General features: G+C 59.5%; 19 protein-coding genes. 7 read left to right on the forward strand and 12 right to left on the reverse strand.

All coding sequences use genetic code 11. The features are described 5' to 3' along the window. The first annotated feature begins 234 nt into the window (after positions 1–234). Together J5286_RS28830 and J5286_RS28835 are read left to right on the forward strand one after the other, a co-directional pair. Complete coding sequence (locus J5286_RS28830; protein WP_209193413.1) at positions 235–405, forward strand: hypothetical protein; 171 nt, start codon at positions 235–237, stop codon at positions 403–405. 294 nt (positions 406–699) lie between these two features. Continuing rightward, the gene (locus J5286_RS28835) at positions 700–873 is read left to right on the forward strand and encodes a hypothetical protein (RefSeq protein WP_209193414.1); all 174 of its coding nucleotides are present in this window, start codon (positions 700–702) and stop codon (positions 871–873) included. A 32-nt stretch (positions 874–905) separates the two neighbouring features. Here J5286_RS28835 and J5286_RS28840 read toward each other — a convergent pair whose 3' ends face one another. The 7 genes from J5286_RS28840 to traC form a co-directional block, all read right to left on the reverse strand. After that, positions 906–1,346: a thermonuclease family protein gene (locus J5286_RS28840; RefSeq protein WP_209193415.1), complete on the reverse strand. Its 441-nt coding sequence runs from the start codon at positions 1,344–1,346 to the stop codon at positions 906–908. After that, positions 1,343–1,651 carry a WGR domain-containing protein gene (locus tag J5286_RS28845; RefSeq protein WP_209193416.1) on the reverse strand — a complete coding sequence of 103 codons (309 nt, stop codon included), beginning with the start codon at positions 1,649–1,651 and terminating at the stop codon, positions 1,343–1,345. Before J5286_RS28845 ends, J5286_RS28840 begins: the two co-directional genes overlap by 4 nt. Positions 1,652–1,935: 284 nt before the next feature. Further along, a complete protein-coding gene (locus tag J5286_RS28850) occupies positions 1,936–2,352 on the reverse strand; it encodes a hypothetical protein (protein ID WP_209193417.1) in 417 nt (138 codons plus the stop codon). A gap of 134 nt (positions 2,353–2,486) precedes the next feature. Next, a complete protein-coding gene (locus tag J5286_RS28855; RefSeq protein WP_209193418.1) occupies positions 2,487–2,684 on the reverse strand; it encodes a hypothetical protein in 198 nt (65 codons plus the stop codon). A gap of 18 nt (positions 2,685–2,702) precedes the next feature. Then, positions 2,703–4,655 carry a Ti-type conjugative transfer system protein TraG gene (traG, locus tag J5286_RS28860; protein WP_209193419.1) on the reverse strand — a complete coding sequence of 651 codons (1,953 nt, stop codon included), beginning with the start codon at positions 4,653–4,655 and terminating at the stop codon, positions 2,703–2,705. After that, complete coding sequence (gene traD / locus J5286_RS28865) at positions 4,645–4,857, reverse strand: conjugal transfer protein TraD (RefSeq protein ID WP_209193420.1); 213 nt, start codon at positions 4,855–4,857, stop codon at positions 4,645–4,647. Before traD ends, traG begins: the two co-directional genes overlap by 11 nt. A gap of 4 nt (positions 4,858–4,861) precedes the next feature. Next, complete coding sequence (traC, locus tag J5286_RS28870) at positions 4,862–5,134, reverse strand: conjugal transfer protein TraC (RefSeq protein WP_209193421.1); 273 nt, start codon at positions 5,132–5,134, stop codon at positions 4,862–4,864. 254 nt (positions 5,135–5,388) lie between these two features. Here traC and traA point away from each other — a divergent pair, with 254 nt between their 5' ends. The 4 genes from traA to J5286_RS28890 are packed head-to-tail and all read left to right on the forward strand — an operon-like array spanning position 5,389 to position 11,317. After that, positions 5,389–8,970 carry a Ti-type conjugative transfer relaxase TraA gene (gene traA, locus J5286_RS28875; RefSeq protein WP_209193422.1) on the forward strand — a complete coding sequence of 1,194 codons (3,582 nt, stop codon included), beginning with the start codon at positions 5,389–5,391 and terminating at the stop codon, positions 8,968–8,970. After that, entirely contained in the window at positions 8,967–9,533 is a 567-nt protein-coding gene (traF, locus tag J5286_RS28880; protein ID WP_209193423.1) for a conjugative transfer signal peptidase TraF, read from the forward strand. The genes traA and traF overlap by 4 nt, the downstream gene beginning before the upstream one ends. Then, on the forward strand, positions 9,523–10,689 hold the full coding sequence (locus tag J5286_RS28885; protein ID WP_209193424.1) for a conjugal transfer protein TraB: 1,167 nt from the start codon (positions 9,523–9,525) through the stop codon (positions 10,687–10,689). The genes traF and J5286_RS28885 overlap by 11 nt, the downstream gene beginning before the upstream one ends. A 13-nt stretch (positions 10,690–10,702) precedes the next feature. After that, positions 10,703–11,317: a TraH family protein gene (locus J5286_RS28890; protein WP_209193477.1), complete on the forward strand. Its 615-nt coding sequence runs from the start codon at positions 10,703–10,705 to the stop codon at positions 11,315–11,317. A gap of 23 nt (positions 11,318–11,340) precedes the next feature. Here the strand turns inward: J5286_RS28890 and J5286_RS28895 are convergent, their stop codons facing one another. The 4 genes from J5286_RS28895 to J5286_RS28910 all read right to left on the reverse strand — a co-directional run bounded on the left by J5286_RS28895 (position 11,341) and on the right by J5286_RS28910 (position 14,878). Beyond that, positions 11,341–11,898: a hypothetical protein gene (locus tag J5286_RS28895; RefSeq protein WP_245206642.1), complete on the reverse strand. Its 558-nt coding sequence runs from the start codon at positions 11,896–11,898 to the stop codon at positions 11,341–11,343. A gap of 56 nt (positions 11,899–11,954) precedes the next feature. Then, on the reverse strand, positions 11,955–12,134 hold the full coding sequence (locus J5286_RS28900) for a hypothetical protein (RefSeq protein ID WP_209193426.1): 180 nt from the start codon (positions 12,132–12,134) through the stop codon (positions 11,955–11,957). A gap of 145 nt (positions 12,135–12,279) precedes the next feature. Further along, positions 12,280–13,275 (reverse strand): alpha/beta fold hydrolase, encoded by a 996-nt coding sequence (locus J5286_RS28905; protein ID WP_209193427.1) that lies wholly within the window; start codon positions 13,273–13,275, stop codon positions 12,280–12,282. Then, the gene (locus J5286_RS28910; protein WP_209215399.1) at positions 13,265–14,878 is read right to left on the reverse strand and encodes an RcgA family putative transporter; all 1,614 of its coding nucleotides are present in this window, start codon (positions 14,876–14,878) and stop codon (positions 13,265–13,267) included. The genes J5286_RS28905 and J5286_RS28910 overlap by 11 nt, the downstream gene beginning before the upstream one ends. Positions 14,879–15,150: 272 nt before the next feature. Here J5286_RS28910 and J5286_RS28915 point away from each other — a divergent pair, with 272 nt between their 5' ends. Continuing rightward, positions 15,151–15,852, forward strand: coding sequence for an autoinducer binding domain-containing protein (locus J5286_RS28915; RefSeq protein WP_209193429.1), 702 nt, complete (start codon positions 15,151–15,153; stop codon positions 15,850–15,852). On the opposite strand, the gene J5286_RS28920 is transcribed toward J5286_RS28915, so the two are convergent. Continuing rightward, positions 15,853–16,152, reverse strand: a complete 300-nt coding sequence (locus J5286_RS28920; protein ID WP_209193430.1) for a transcriptional repressor TraM — start codon at positions 16,150–16,152, stop codon at positions 15,853–15,855. Positions 16,153–16,188: the final 36 nt, after the last annotated feature.

Raw genomic sequence — 16,188 nt, forward strand, 5'->3', positions numbered from 1 at the left:
TCTTCTCGAAAGTCATGACACGGTTCCTTCTCTGAGTTGCGCAGAATGATCTTAGCATCTCGCGCGACGGGTTCGGAGGGCCGTCCACATCATCAATTTTCTCCAGCCGCCTGCGGCGCCTTCCGAAAATCGGCTCCCCCACTCCCCGGCCCTGCCGGTCGCTGGCGCGATCCCTGACCCCGCCATCCGCTCCCGGCTGGTGGCGTCGTCTTTCACACACAAGGAGATCAGACGATGACCTACGACATTGAGATCCAGATCGAGGAACTGCGGGCCGAGCTCCGCAACGCATGCGACGCCGAAGAGCGTCGCCAGATCCAGACCGAGCTGGAGTTCGCCCAGGCAGAGCGTGCGGCGGCCGTCCACCTGCAGGTCGAGACCGTCGATCGGGAGCCTCCGTACTGAGGGACGACCGACACCGCCGTTCCATTTCCGGCTATCGCAGTTCTCCTGCGATCTCATTTCATCGACATCAGGGATGGTGCGGATCGATCGTCCTGCAGCAACCTGATGCCACCAGAATTTTCCCCGCCTGCGGCTTCCTCGCGAGTCAAAATTCGGTCGCCCTCAGGTCCTTCGCTGCGCTGCGGCCGTTCGCGCCTTCCCATTGCGCAAGCGCAATGGGGTCCCACGGTGCAGCACTCCTTCCCGATCCGCAATCTCATCCCCGCGATGAAACGCAATCACAGGAGATCCATCATGCAACAGCTCGCCAAGTTCCTCACTGCCACCGGCCGCCGTCTTCGCACTCTCGGCAAGATCGTTTGTCACTTCTTCCGCAAGGGAAAACTCGGCCTGAAGGTCGCGATCAAGATCCCCTTCTTCGTCGACATCGAAGTGAACTTCGAGACCGACTGGAACCGGCGCCCGTAAGGCGCCACCGGCCCGCTCAGGCGGGCCGATTTTTAGCACCAGGGCTCTCGCCGTCCCGACCAGGTGCGGGCCAGGCCTTCCGAGACAAGGCGGTCGCCGAGGCTCCTTCCGTCTCGGACCAGCACCCGCAGCTTGCGGCCGTAGCGATCCGTATCGCGTCCCGGCCACGCCTGAAGCTGGAATGGTCCCTCATTGACGAGCTCGATCAGGCGGCGTGTGGCGCGGTTTCCGAGCGCGAGTTCGGAGGAGCATTTCGGGGTGCTGATCTCAGGGGTGTCGATATCGGCAACCCTCACCTTTTCGCCATTGATCCAAAGAGTGTCACCGTCCACGACACAGTTTTTTCGGACGCCGTAGGAGCACTTTGCGAATGTCGTGGTGATGGTGAGCTGTGCTGCTTGGACCGGCGAAACAAGCGATATTGCATTGAGAATGATTGCGACAGAGGTCACGCCGCTCAGGGTTCGTTTCAACGGATTGTCTCAAGTTCGATTTTGGTTGAATGAGCCCTGCTATCAGATTCGTGGGCAGCTGATGATAGGGTTCGATAGCCGCGAGCGCGCTTCTGCCGGGTCAGTTCAAGGAAGAGAGAAACCGCGTCTTTCTCCCGTTCAAAGTGGTGGATCAATGTCTGCCCCTTGCTGCCAATCCGTCCCCATCGACGGGTAAGGCAGAGTTCACCGAACAGATTGGCATCGATCGACATCGCATAGTAGCGGGCCATGTTCTTGGCGCGGTCCGTGCGTTCGACATAGAGTTGGTAGGGTTGAGCGATCATGACTGAGAATCGCGCGTGCTGAGTCCTCGGTCCAACGACAAATGTGAATCGGTTCGGTGTGATCGATTCAATCTGGTGAAGCGTCCGAAACGTTGGGCCTTGGGCGATCCGCCTTCGGCGTACGGCTCTATTCGCCACGGCGAACGAAGCCCGCAAGCGGTCTCCGCCCATTCGGGCCACGATCCTCTCGCGGGCGCAATCGAACCGGAACTTCGACCGGGCGATAACGAACTAATCGATCTTGAACTCCTCGGTGCTAGCGCCTGCAACTCGCTAAGATCGAGCTAATTCGAACCCGTGGACACGGGTGACGTTTGGTTCGCTTTCACCTTGGACGTTCGTCGATCTACCGCCTTCCACTTCTTGCCGGTTGTCGATCGGATGCGATCAAGGACAGGAGGTAAAAACGGCGTGACCTCCCACGAAACTTCATTTTCGAAGAGCTCGTCGGAGTTTCGATTGCGCCAGTCTATTTCCTTCTTTGCGACGTAGGGCGGCGCAATGTCGAACAGGCCTGCCAGTGGGGCAAGGACGATTGTCATTGCGTAACATACCGACTGAACTGCAACCTGGACAACGTTGGGCAAAACGTCTGCATTGACGATGATAAGCATCACGAAGAAGGGCGTGAAAATGATGAAGATCACCCAAATCCAGATCGGCCCCATGATGGAGTACCAGTCTTTTCTCCAGTTCGTCATATTCCGACTCCTGTTGGGAATGCGATCAAAGGTGATGTGACCGGGATTTGCAAGTCGGGCATATCGACGGGTGGCGGCCAACTAAAACCCTCGTTCGCCAAGGTGCGATCTTTTGAACCAGGCAAAACCATGGCTTAGTAGCCGAGATAACCGAGGATATCCGCGCCATAGTATTCTCCCTCCTCGTCTGCATGAGCAATGATCTCTCCGGTGCCTACATCGACCAATGCCCTGTCATCGTCGCGGACCGCAGCCACCACATCGTGGATGCGGCACTCCTCGATCGCGTCTTCAGCCGGAACTTGCGCCTCACAGGCTTCCCAATATCGCATTGCCGGATCCTCTTGCGGTCAGATTGCTTCAGGCGAAACCGGAACATCCGCGCTCGTCTCTCGCTGCTGAAACCTGTTCTCTCTGACGCACTCCTTCATGTCCGATCGGCGGAACCAGATCGCGCGACCGCATCGCAAAGGCGCATTCCCCGCGGTAAACACGATCTGCTCGTCAGCACGCATGCGCAGCACTTCGTGCGGCTGGATCAACTGCCTGGAGGCAAGCTGCTTCGAGCGAGTTCGTGACGACCCGCGCGATTGAAAACTGCGACTGACCTGGTCGATCTCGACCGTGGTCGTTCCGCATCGGCGCGAGATATAGTCGGCGGTTTCCGGGTCGTTGATCGCGGCGAACGAGATCCAGCTGGCGCTCTCGAACCACTTGCTGGACGCGTCGCGCCCGCCATAGGTCTCCCGCAATTGTCCGATCGACTGGTAGATCATCGTTAGCGTGATGCCGTACTTCCGACCAGCATCGCGCGCCGTCTCCAGCACCCGCATGTAACCGAGCCTTGCGACTTCATCGAGGAGAAAGAGCGCGCGGCCTTTGATCGCTCCATCCCGATTGTAGATCGCGTTGAGGAAGGAGCCGATGATGACGCGCGCGAGGCCGGAATGGGTCTCCAACGTCTTGAGGTCGATATTGATGAAGACGTCGGTCTCGCCATCGGCCAGCGCCTCGGTGGAGAAGCTCGAGCCCGACACCAGCGCGCCGTAGTTCGCATAGCTCAGCCAGTGCGTTTCCTTGATCGCGTTGGCGTAGACACCGGAGAAGGTCTCCGGCGTCATGTTGACGAAGGCGGCGACATTCTCCTTGACGAAAGCCGACGCTGAATTGTCGTAGATCTCCTGCAGGCGTGCGCGAAGCTTTGGCTCTGGCTCCGACAGATTGGTACGAACCTGCCGCAATGTCTGGTGCTCCACATTCGTATGTCCGGACAGGCAGACATCAGCGATCATCGCGGTCAGTAGCTGTAGTCCGGATGAGCGGAAGAAGTCGTCGCGGACGCCGGTCGCGCGTCCGCTGTCGCTCATGATCCACGATGCGACGGCCGCGATATCCTCTTCCTTGGTGCTGCCGTGACGACCGATCCAGTCAAGCGCGTTAAAGCCAGAACCAGCATTCTTCGGGTCGAGGATGATGACGCGCCGGCCCGCTTTGCGCCGGTGCCCCATGACCATCGGTGCCACCTCGTTGGATGGGTCAAGCACGACAAGCGAGCCGCCCCATTTGAGCGCGGTTGGCACTGTGACAGACGTCGTCTTGAAACCACCCGAACCGGCGAAGACGATCCCATGCGATGAGCCGAACGAGCCGTCGAAACACAAGAGCGGCACGGAGCCACCCTTGCCCCAGGTCGTGGGTTCGCCCGGTCGAAACGATGTTGCTGCTGGATCGTCTCGGTCGACACGATAACGCTCGCCGATGACGATGCCACCCGCTTCCGCGAAAAGCTTCTCCGCCTCCTGCATCGTCATCCAGTCCGCTTCTCCGTGCAGGGCGCGTTTGCCGCGAATGCGTCGCGGCTCGCTTCGCGAAAAGGCCGCATTGCCCATCCTGGCGACGCGCAGGGCGAAGAATGTGGTGAGCAATGCAGCACCCGCTCCTGCCATGGTCGAAGGATCGGCATAGGACGCAAGCGTCCGTCCCGCGGGGACCTGGCCGGCAAACGTCAGCAGGCGCGATCCCTCCCTGATCGCCGCGACGACGATCACGCCGAGGCCGCCCGCGGCGACGCTCCAACCGGCGGCCTTGACGTTGATCGATCCCCTAGTTCCGAAGAGGAACAGGAGACCGCAGGCGCCGGCCAGCGCATAGGGCAATGCCAGTCCGATCCGCCCGAGCATCAGCTTTGCCTGGTCCGTCGTTCCGAACGCGGCGAGCCACCGTTCGATGCCGGGAAGGAACAGCGCAATTGCCAGCATTGCCAAGGCTGGAATGGCAGCGACGAAGATCCGCTTAGGTGTCATCGGCAAATGCCTTCGCGCCGAGTTCACTCAGACGGGTTCGTTCCGCCTCGTCAGATTTGATCCGTGTGCCGGCATCGATCAGAAGCCCGAGCAGCAGCGCCCGCTTCTCATAGCGCAGGCCGGCCTTGACGATCAGGCCGCCAAGCTCGATCTTCTCCCGCGCGTCCTTCTTGCGGGCCTCGGTCGCCGTCAATTTCTGCATTCGCTCAAGCCTCAGCAGATTGGCCCGCAATCTCGCCAGCGCCGTTCGGCGGCGTCGTCGTGGGTTTGCGGCTCGGTGCGGGTTTCGTTTCTCCGCGAAACCGGACGGCGACCTCTTCAAATGCCGACAGCAGATCAGCCTCTTCGATCTCGATCTCCCCGATCCCCGCACGTAGCGCGATGCGACCGATGCGCTCGGCGTCACGTGTTTCGGCCTGCTTGAGCTGCTCCTGCAAGCGAGCAATCTCTTCGCGGATTTTGGCGGTGGGCTTCTTCATGGGCTTCGCTTCCTCGTGGCTTCCATTCCTATGAAACCGAACCTTGCCCCGAATTTTCTCCCGCTGGAAAGGTGCAATGTTGCACCTCGCCAAAGCGCCAGCTTTCGGCGAATGATCCCGCCGTTCCGAAGGAGCGGATCCGAAGGGCGCAATTATACGTCGCTGACGCGACGCTTTGCTTTTAGCCCCTGGCGGGGCCTTCCGCTCCCGACGAACAGTTAGATTTCGTTCGATCTTAGGAGCTCGTACTCGTCGTGGCCGTCCCGCATTTCTCAGTCAACATCGTTGCCCGTGGCTCCGGCCGCAGCGCTGTGCTGTCGGCGGCCTACCGGCATTGCGCCAAGATGGAATTCGACCGGGAAGCCCGCACGATCGACTATTCCCGCAAGCAGGGGCTGCTGCATGAGGAGTTTGTCATCCCGGAAGACGCACCGGAATGGCTGCAGGAAATGATCGCTGATCGTTCCGTCTCCGGCGCCTCGGAAGCCTTCTGGAACAAGGTCGAGGCCTTCGAAAAACGCAGCGATGCGCAGCTCGCCAAGGATGTGACCATTGCCCTGCCGATCGAGCTGACCGCTGCTCAGAACATCGCCGTTGTGCGTGACTTCGTCGAGCGGCACATCACCGCCAAGGGCATGGTCGCCGACTGGGTGTTTCACGATGCTCCCGGCAATCCGCATATCCATCTGATGACCACTTTGCGGCCGCTGACCGAGGACGGGTTCGGCGCCAAGAAGGTCGCGGTCTTGGGAGCTGACGGCAATCCGGTTCGCAACGATGCCGGCAAGATCGTCTACGGGCTTTGGGCGGGTGGCGCCGACGATTTCAACGCTTTCCGCGATGGCTGGTTTGCGATCCAGAACCAGCATCTGGCGCTCGCCGGTCTCGATATCCGCATCGATGGCCGCTCCTTCGAGAAGCAAGGGATCGAGCTGACACCGACCATCCATCTCGGCGTCGGGACGAAGGCGATCGAACGGAAAGGCGACGCCGGGGAAGAGAAGGTCGCGCTCGAGCGGGTGGAGCTGCAGCAAGAGAGGCGCGCGGAGAACGCCCGTCGGATCCAGCGCAATCCTGAGATCGTGCTTGATCTGATCACCCGGGAGAAGAGCGTCTTCGAGGAACGCGATGTCGCCAAGATCCTCTATCGCTACATCGACGATGCGGCGCTCTTCCAGAACCTGATGGCACGGATCCTGCAGAGCCCGCAGACGCTGCGGCTCGACCGTGAGCGTATGGATCTTGTCACTGGCGTCAGGGCTGCGGCGAAGTACACGACACGTGATCTCATCACCGTTGAAGCGCGGATGGCCGATCAGGCGATCTGGTTGTCGCAGCGATCCTCTCATGCCGTCAAGACATCGGTCCTGAACGGCGTCTTCTCTAGCCATGACCGCCTGTCGGATGAGCAGAAAACCGCGATCGAACATGTCGCTGGTCCGGAGCGGATCACCGCCGTGATCGGGCGCGCCGGCGCCGGCAAGACGACGATGATGAAGGCGGCGCGCGAAGCCTGGGAAGCGGCGGGATATCGCGTCGTCGGTGGCGCGCTTGCGGGCAAGGCGGCCGAGGGTCTGGAAAAGGAAGCGGGCATTGCCTCCCGCACGCTTTCGGCCTGGGAGCTCCGATGGGATCAGCAGCGAGACCGGCTCGATGAAAAGTCCATCTTCGTTCTCGATGAGGCGGGCATGGTCTCGTCACGGCAGATGGCGGGCTTCGTAGATGCTGTCACGAAGACGGGGGCAAAACTCGTCCTGATCGGGGATCCTGAACAGCTTCAGCCAATCGAAGCCGGTGCCGCCTTCCGCGCCATCTCCGAGCGGATCGGCTATGCGGAACTCGGGACGATCTACCGCCAACGCGAACAATGGATGCGCGATGCTTCGCTCGATCTGGCGCGCGGAAACGTCTCGGCCGCGCTCGACGCCTATGGGCAGCGCGATATGGTGCGGACCGCCTGGACCAGGGAAGAGGCGATCACTTCCTTGATTGCAGACTGGAACCGCGAATACGATCCGGCCAAGGCGACCCTGATCCTCGCCCATCGCCGTGTCGACGTGCGTCTGCTGAACGAGATGGCGCGCGGCAAGCTGGTTGAGCGAGGCGTGATCGAGGCCGGCCATGGGTTCAAGACGGAAGACGGAACGAGGCATTTTGCGGCCGGCGATCAGATCGTATTCCTGAAAAATGAGGGATCGCTCGGCGTCAAGAACGGCATGTTGGCGCGTGTCGTCGAGGCCCAGCCAGGGCGCATCGTTGCTGAGATTGGCAGCGGCGAGGATAGACGCCAGGTCGTGGTCGAACAACGCTTCTACGCCAATGTCGATCACGGCTACGCCACCACGGTCCACAAGAGCCAGGGCGCCACCGTCGATCGCGTCAAGGTACTGGCGTCGAGCACACTGGATCGGCATCTCACCTATGTCGCCTTGACCCGCCATCGCGAAACGGCCGAACTCTATGTCGGCCTGGAAGAGTTGGCGCAACGGCGCGGCGGCGTACTGATCGCCCATGGTGAAGCACCTTACGAACACAAGCCGGGCAACCGGGACAGCTATTACGTGACGCTCGGTTATTCTGATGGTCAGGAGCGCACCGTCTGGGGTGTCGATCTCGCGCGGGCGATGGAGGAATCGAAAGCCGAGATCGGTGATCGCATCGGGCTCAAACACCTCGGATCGCAACGCGTCACGCTCCCTGATGGCAAAGAGGTTGACCGCAATTCCTGGAAGGTCGTGCCCGTCGAGGAGCTGGCGATGGCCCGCCTCCATGAGCGGCTCTCGCGTGCCGGATTGAAGGAAACGACGCTCGACTATCAAGATGCTTCGCACTATCGCGCTGCGCTGCGCTTTGCCGAGGCGCGTGGCCTCCATCTCATGAATGTCGCCCGCACCATCGCACATGACCGCCTTCAATGGACGGTCCGCCAATCATCGAAACTCACCGAGCTTGGCGCGCGTCTCGTCGCCGCAGCGGCAAAGCTCGGCCTGGGCAGTGCGAGAATGGCCGGATCGACACCGTCTGCAATCAAGGAGGTAAAACCCATGGTCTCAGGTACGACGACCTTCCCCCGATCCGTCGGTCAGGCGGTCGAAGACAGGCTCTCGGCAGACCCCGGCCTGAAGGACAGTTGGCAGGAGATCTCCGCCCGCTTCCATCACGTCTTTGCGGATCCGCAGGCCGCCTTCAAGGCCGTCAACGTCGACGCCATGCTGTCGAACCAGACAGTAGCAGCAACGACGATTGTGCGGATTGCAGAGCGCCCGGAAAGTTTCGGCGCGCTCAAGGGCAAGACCGGCCTGTTTGCAGGAAGCGCCGAGAAGCAGGCGCGCGATACCGCACTCGTCAACGCGCCGGCCCTTGCTCGCGATCTGCAGGGCTTCATCGCGAAACGGGCGGAGGCGGCCAGCCGCTACGAGGAGGAGGAGCGCGCGGTCCGCACCAAGCTCTCGCTCGATATCCCTGCCCTCTCCGCATCGGCAAAGCAGGTGCTTGAGCGCGTGCGCGATGCGATTGATCGAAATGATATCCCCGCCGGTCTTGAGTTTGCCTTGGCGGACAAGATGGTGAAGGCCGAGCTCGAAGGATTTGCCAAAGCCGTGTCGGCGCGCTTCGGCGAAAGAACCTTCCTACCGCTTGCTGCAAAGACCGCGGACGGGAAGGCCTTCGAGGCAGCATCCGCGGGCATGCAGCCGGCGCAGAGACAAGAGCTACGGTCCGCCTGGGACGCGATCCGCACCGTCCAGCAGTTGGCGGCGCATGAGCGAACAGCGGTGGCTCTTAAGCAGGCGGAAACCCTGCGGCAGACCCAGACAAAAGGGTTGTCCCTCAAATGATGTCTCACCTGACCCCTGCCTCGGCAGTTGTCCGCCAAAGGCGCCCGGCCATCGCTCTCCTCGCGGTTTCATGCAGCCTTGCGCTCGCAGTAACTATCGGCGGCGTCATTGGTGGCCTTCGGATCAATACCACGCCCAGCGAGCCGCTAGGCCTTTGGCGTGTCGCACCCCTCGATCGCCCGGTTCAGGTCGGCGACATGGTGTTCGTCTGCCCGCCAGAGACCGACGCCATCTTGGAAGGATTCGAGCGAGGTTACCTTCGCTCGGGCCTGTGCCCGGGCAGCTTTGGCCCTCTCATCAAAACGGTGGCTGCACTAGGCGGGCAGCGCATCGAGACCGCGGGCGCCGTCACGATCGATGGACGGCCGATTGCCAACTCGAACCTTGTGTCTCGTGACGGCCAAGGGCGACCGTTGCATCCATATGAAGGCGGGACGGTTCCGTCCGGTTTCGTCTTTCTGCATTCGCCATTCCCAGGATCCTGGGACTCTCGATACTTCGGGCCGGTCCCGGGCTCTGGCGTTCTCGGCTTTGCAATGCAGGTGCTTACCTATGCGCCCTGATTGGCTCCGATCGCTTTTCCTCGCCATGGCCTCTGCGGCGACTGGCTATATCGCCTGGAGCGGAAACGCATTGGCGATTCCCGCAGCAATCGCGTTTCCGGCGCTTTGGTCGGTGGCGCACAGTCGCCGGACCGCTGGTCTGGTTTCGGCGGGCTATTTTCTGGCGGCGTCGCGTGGTCTTCCGCAAGGCGTGGCATCCTTCTATCAATCGGATATTTGGCCGGGATTGCTCTTGTGGCTTGTCGCCTCGAGCGGCTTCGTTTTCGTGCATGCGGTGCTGTGGTCCCGCCATTCCGGCATCTGGAAAGCAGTGCGATATGCGATCGCGATGGTGCTCATGGCCATACCGCCCTTCGGGATTGTCGGATGGGCTCATCCGATCACCGCCGCAGGCATACTCTTTCCAGGATGGGGCTGGGCCGGACTTGCGGCAGTCACAGCCGGTCTCGCGATCATGACGACGCAATTTAGACCGGCTGCGGCCATGACCCTCGTAGGTTTCTGGCTCTGGTCCGCCGCATTCTGGACCGCTCCCGAGATAGGGCGGGACTGGCTGGGCGTCGACCTGCAGCTCGGAAATACTCTCGGTCGCGATACCAGTCTTGCTCGGCATAGTGACCTTGCTGCAACGCTGCGGTTACAGCGCCGGCCGGATGTCGCCACCATGCTCCTGCCTGAAAGTGTTCTCGGGTTCTGGACGCCATCGGTCGAACACCTTTGGCGGCAGCAGCTTGCCGGGACCGATATGAGCGTCATCGCCGGCGCGACCGTCGTCGATGCGGAAGGATATGACAACGTGCTTGTTCGCGTGTCGGCCACCGAAAGCGAGATCCTTTATCGGGAACGCATGCCCGTGCCGGGCTCGATGTGGCAACCCTGGTTGCCGGTGATCGGAAAGACCGGTGGAGCTAGAGCACACTTTGTCGCAAATCCCGTCGTGTTCGTCGGCGGCCAGCGCGTCGCTCCGCTCATCTGCTACGAGCAGCTGATAATCTGGCCCGTCTTGCAGTCCATGCTTCATGACCCTGATCTCGTCATTGCCGTCGGAAACGACTGGTGGACGAAGGGAACCTCTATCGCCGCCATTCAGCGCGCCACCACCGAAGCCTGGGCACGTCTGTTCGATAAACCTCTCGTTATGTCCTTCAACATCTGATCCTGGAGCCCACATCATGGACCCGGCCTTTATCAAGCAGTGCGCCGATCCGGTGCTCAAGCCAGCTATCATCGAGCAGTTTGTCGCCGCGGTCGGCTCCGACGACCCACTCGCCGTCACCGTCAAATCGGGTGGCCGCCTCATCCTCGTTCCCAAGCCGAAAACCCCCGACGAGACGATGGGTATCGTCCGGCAGTATGTCGGTCAGGCGGTGGTCCGTGTCGGGGTGACGCAATTCCCGGCCGGTGTGGGCGTGAAAGACAGCTCCGAGATCACGTCCGATCTGGTCGAGCCCTGCGAGAACCTGCGCAAGGGATCTGCGATGTTCGCCAAGATCCTTCGGATCGTCAGAAAATGGTATGGCAACCCCACGAGCGCAGCGGTGTTTCCGCAGATCTTCGACGATGCGGTCTACGCCTGGAACACGGGCCAGTTCGACGGCCAAGGCGTGTTTCAAGCCGCGGATCCGGGGGGCGCAGTTCCCGAGGTGGACAGCAAGGCGAAGGGCGTGGAGGAAGAGCCTGCTGACCCCGCTCCGGCAGGAAGTGAGTCCGAACCGCCAAACACAAGCGATATCGATGGGGCAAGTATCAGGATCGATCTGTCGAGGATTGGCGGTCAGAAATAACGAGCGTTGCCAATGAATGAGCGTTAGGGCGACGCCGGGAAAGTCAGTGCTGGCGCTTCGCCCCGCGGAAGGAAGAACCCCTTAATGCAGGCATCATTGCGAACAGCGATCTGCGTATGGGTACGCTCGTGAAAGCGAGCGCCATCGTAGATTTCATCACCTTCGGGGAATAGCCCTCGAACCGTGTCGAATGCCGGAAGGGTGGCTTCCTTGGCGATCTCGTGGACATAGTTGATAACGGCGCAATCCAGCTTCCGAACCAGTTTGTCGGAATTCTTGTCGCCTCTGGCATCGGAATTCACGGGCATTTTCCCGCCAGTCGCCTCGATCTGGCTCCTCAGCATGCGATAGCTGGTCTGGATGAGAGGGACGTACTTGCGGGTAATGAGATCGAGGCAATTGCCAAGATCGATAATTGCCCCGAGCACGAAAGGCTCTTCGTAGGCGCCAGATTCAGCTTTTTGCGTCGCCCATTCAAGCGCACGCTCAGGATCGTTTTCCCAAAAATAGATACCGGATCCGAGCCAGTCATACGCCTTTTCACTTGGGAGAAGGGGTGATGCACCGGTAAGCGCGGCCATGCCGACGCCCCTGTCACAGCCGTGATAGCCCAGTACGTATGCTGGATAATTGGAACTCAAGCGGCGGCCGCTTCCTCAGCGTCGTCGTCGGGCGCATATTCTGGTGCGAGCGTGCCATCGGCAGCCACAATGCCAGCATCCATGAGATGACGGCGTGCATCGTCCGGAGACTTGGTGGCGTCCTCAGCCCGCTTTTCCATAAGCGCAATAAGAGCCTCCAGCTGAATGTCTGTCATCGTCGAGGCCCTCCTGAGCTAACTTCCGAAGTTTATTACATGGATTCCCGCAAGAGCGCAAACCAAGCCGGCTTGGCGAAGAGACGAGATGGTAACGCCGACACGCTGCAAACGTTCATTTTTCGTCCGCCAGGAATTAGTTCACTCAAGACAGAAACCGTTTCAAGCTCAAGCCAGCATACAAGATATATGGCAGCCTACCGAGGGAATAGTGGCCACAGTTAAGCGTTTGAATTTTCGGTCGGCCGCCGGCGTTCGTCAAACTACGTGACAGGCTCTCCGACAGCTCCGGCATCACAACCGTGTCTCTTCTGGCCAGCACCATCTGGATATCGAGATCCTGTCGCGCCAATCGATGCGCGTAGTTTTCGAGATTGAGCAGACCCCATGCTTGCCTGAGATCAGCCAACTCGATTTCCGGCTCAAGGCTACTTCTGATAGATCGTGTCGCTCGACCCATCCAAACCATATCCGCGAGGCTTCCGCCCGTTAGAAAGAGCGAAGCTTTCGAGACGTTCGCATCATGCGCTGCAATCAACCCAGCGACCCAAGAACCGAGGCTCATTCCGAGGACCGAGATTTCTCGATAGCCCTCGCCTTTCAGCCAGCCGATGAGCTTTCTTCCGTCAAACACGGCCTGTCTCATGGCTTGGATCGTTCGACCAAGGTTTGCGCTCAGCATGTAATCTGCGTGCAAAGAACCGGGACGACTGCGCTCGAAGTGATAGGGCATCGCGATCTCGACAACCGTGATGCCGCGCCGTGAGAAAAAGCCGGCAATCTGCGCGTTTCGAGTGCGAGCATTCCAATGGTGAAAGATCACCAGTGCCTTGTCGAAAGAGCCGCTTTTGGTGATTTTCGCCCAGACGATATTGTTTTCTGCAACATCGGTGACGGTCCCCGATGGAAATCTGGCCCAACCATCGCTGACCTCGAAAGCATGATCGGCGCGCTCATGCTCCTCAAAAAACGTCGGATCGGCGGAGGCTTGCTCTGCACGGGCACAAAATTCACGGATGTTGCCGATGCGCTCACCTGGAAAGGCCAGCTCTGCACCCAGAGCGAAACTCTCTATTGCCTTGCCGTCTTCGCCACGTTTCGCGCGCTGTTCATCCCACCGATCAAGCCAGCTAAGGTACACGTTGTTCGCTTCCCATTTCTATCACCCGCTCCTGCCCCGGATCAATGAGGCCATAAACCGCGGCCAGCACCCCAATGATCAAAATGACGGAGAAACCGACGAACGCATCTATCAGGAGGTAACTTGCAAACAGCAATGCCACGACGGTGACCATCTTCCAGAGAGATATGCGAAATCGCCTACCGATGCCTCGAAGGGAGATCGAGCCATACACAAAGACGAGCAGCGCCGAAACCGCGACGAGCAGGCTGCTGTAGTGGGTAGGCATCCGATAATGGAATCCGTTGCTGGCTCCATCACGTCCTGCCAACACGGACGACATGTCTCCGATCAACCAGTCGATGATATTCTTTGCATTTGACGTCAAATAAGAGCTCTGAGCTTTCATGCACAACGCGACCAGAAGGCCTACGATTGTGCAACGAAATATCCCGCGGATTAGTCTGAAACAGAGCTCGTAAACCCCGTCATGCGACACAGCTCGCTGCAGCGCCTTCTCTTCCGCATCAAATTTCCTGAGATCATGGACCATCGTGTGGAGCAGGATGAGGCCCGCAAAAAACAGGTAGAAGCAAAGGCTCATGTAGAGGTAAGCGAGGGCCGTAAATCCGATCGACACCGGGACCGAAATAACGTCTGGGCGCACAGTTGCCAGGGTACCCCAACTTGTCGCGTAGTCCGCGCTGCCTTCCAAAAGCGGGATCAGGCACACGCCAATCCACTGGAAAACACCGGCGAACAATACGCAGATCAAGAACACCGCCCAATAGGAAGAGGAGGATGCCTCCACACTCCGTGCCCAACCCTCATCGTCGGCGGTTTTGTCGGCGGCCGCCAAGAGCACGACGCGTCCTTCCTTCGTCCAGAAGGCGAGCAACTCGGTTACCAGCGCGAAAAACAGCGGCAGGAGCACCATGAACAGGAAGGTCCAGTTCGGCGCCCAAAGAAATCCAACCTCTTTCGCCACGTTATCTGCGCGCAGGTACACCGCGCTGTGGATCCCAACAATGTAGGAGAGAAATCCGAGAGCGGAGGCGCCTGCAAACACAGATGCCGGCAAGTTCAGAGGCGACCCACCGCTAAATAGGGCCTCAGATAGTCGCGCTAGGCTGAAACGCGGTTTCTGCCGACCTGGTTCGGCACCGACGCCGAGATGCGCATCGACCGATAACAACTCCTCGTCGTTGGCCGCAAGGCCCGGCGGCTCATCTGCACGGTCCGGTGCACGGCCGTCCGCCTTTTTCGCCTGCCGTCTTTTGGCTTGCAGGCGCGCCTGGGCCGCACTTAGCTCAAGCTGGCACGCCGCCGTGGCTTCCGGATCATCGCATCCAAAAACCCTCGCAAGCCAACGAATGTTTGCCGCGCTTATGCCCCTGTCGTTATCCTGAAACCAAAGCTGAACCGTCCTCAGATCAACCCCAACGCGGTTCGAATCGATGTGTGAGATTGCTTCGGCAAGCAGCTCTGGCGTCCATGGGCCAGCTGGAAACCCGTCTTCACCGAGTGCTCTGCCTGCGCCCGCTGCGGCCAGTTTCTTGAACAATTCCTTCCAGTCACTGCCATCATTCGGCGGCGGTAGAAATAATTTCCCGTTCTGAAACAATCGATTACCAGTTCTGATTTCGTTTCGTTTCGCGCCACTTCATATTACATCGTGCCAAATCACTCAATAACCCACTATCAAATTCAGGTTGGATAAATTTTGCATAAACGCATAGCGAGTGATCGACATGCGCGAGTAAATGAATCAACCTCAGGCTGAGTTGGCGTTAGAGCTTTAACATCGGCAACGAGGTCAGGCAGGTGCGTTCAGGTCCTGGGGTGTCGCGATGAGGCGCGCTACCCGAGGACCAGCACTGAATGGAGGGGACTAAGATGAACCAACTCGTCGCGAGGCTTTTAGAGATCGGCGCTGTTGTACACGATGAGGCAACGTTAAAGACCGCCCTGGCAGACTTGGCAGAACGGTTCGAATTTTCCGGCTACGACTACGCCAAACTTCTGCCCGGTGATTTTTACGTGATATCAAACCTGTCTCCGGATTGGCTGAAACGAAGCCGAAAGTTGGATCAGGAGCAGCGCCATCCGATCATCAAGCGAGCCCAGCAGTCTCGTCGCGCCTTTATCTGGTCGGGAGCGCAGCAAGACGGAGCTATGCCTGAGGATCACACCTTTTATGAGACAGCATCGCAGTTTGGGATCCGATCAGGCGTCACCATTCCGATTGCGATTTCCAATGGAGGAATTTCAGTGCTCAACTTCGTCTCGCCGAAAAAGGTTCTGAGAGGTTGGGAGGAAATCGATCCGATCGCCGCGTCGTCCGCGGTTGGGCAGCTACATGCTCGCATCGAGCAGCTGAAGGTGACGCCTTCAATTCGAGAGTCGTTCTATCTCTCTCCGAAGGAGGCGACCTACACGCGCTGGCTTTCGCTTGGGAAAACGGTCGAAGACACCGCCAAAATTGAGGACGTCAAATACAATACTGTACGCATCGCGCTCGCCGAGGCCAAACGTCGCTATGACATTTGCAACAATACGCAGCTCGTGGCGCAGGCAATTCGACGTGGCCTCATTTGATCAAACCTCCGGTGTCCGGCCCAGGATGTTGAGAAGTGTTGTGAGCGCAGACATCTGCGCGTGCATTTCGATCGTCGCCTCCAAATAGGCAACATGAGCCTCACTGTGCTCTTTATCTCCGCCTCGGTCATCTGTGTGCGCTATTTCGAACAATCGTTCGGCACGATCGACCAGCGTCCGGTGCTTCTTGATCGCATCGACCGTCAGGATTTCGATAACGTGCTCGGGCTCCTTCGAGAGCAGTCCGACAATGGGCCGCAAGTCGATGTCCGAGGTTATCTCATTGCTCTCGTGATCCATAATTTCTCCCAACGCCCTCATGCACTGCCTGCGGTA

The sequence above is a fragment of the Rhizobium sp. 16-488-2b genome (assembly GCF_017741815.1).
GTDB lineage: Bacteria > Pseudomonadota > Alphaproteobacteria > Rhizobiales > Rhizobiaceae > Rhizobium.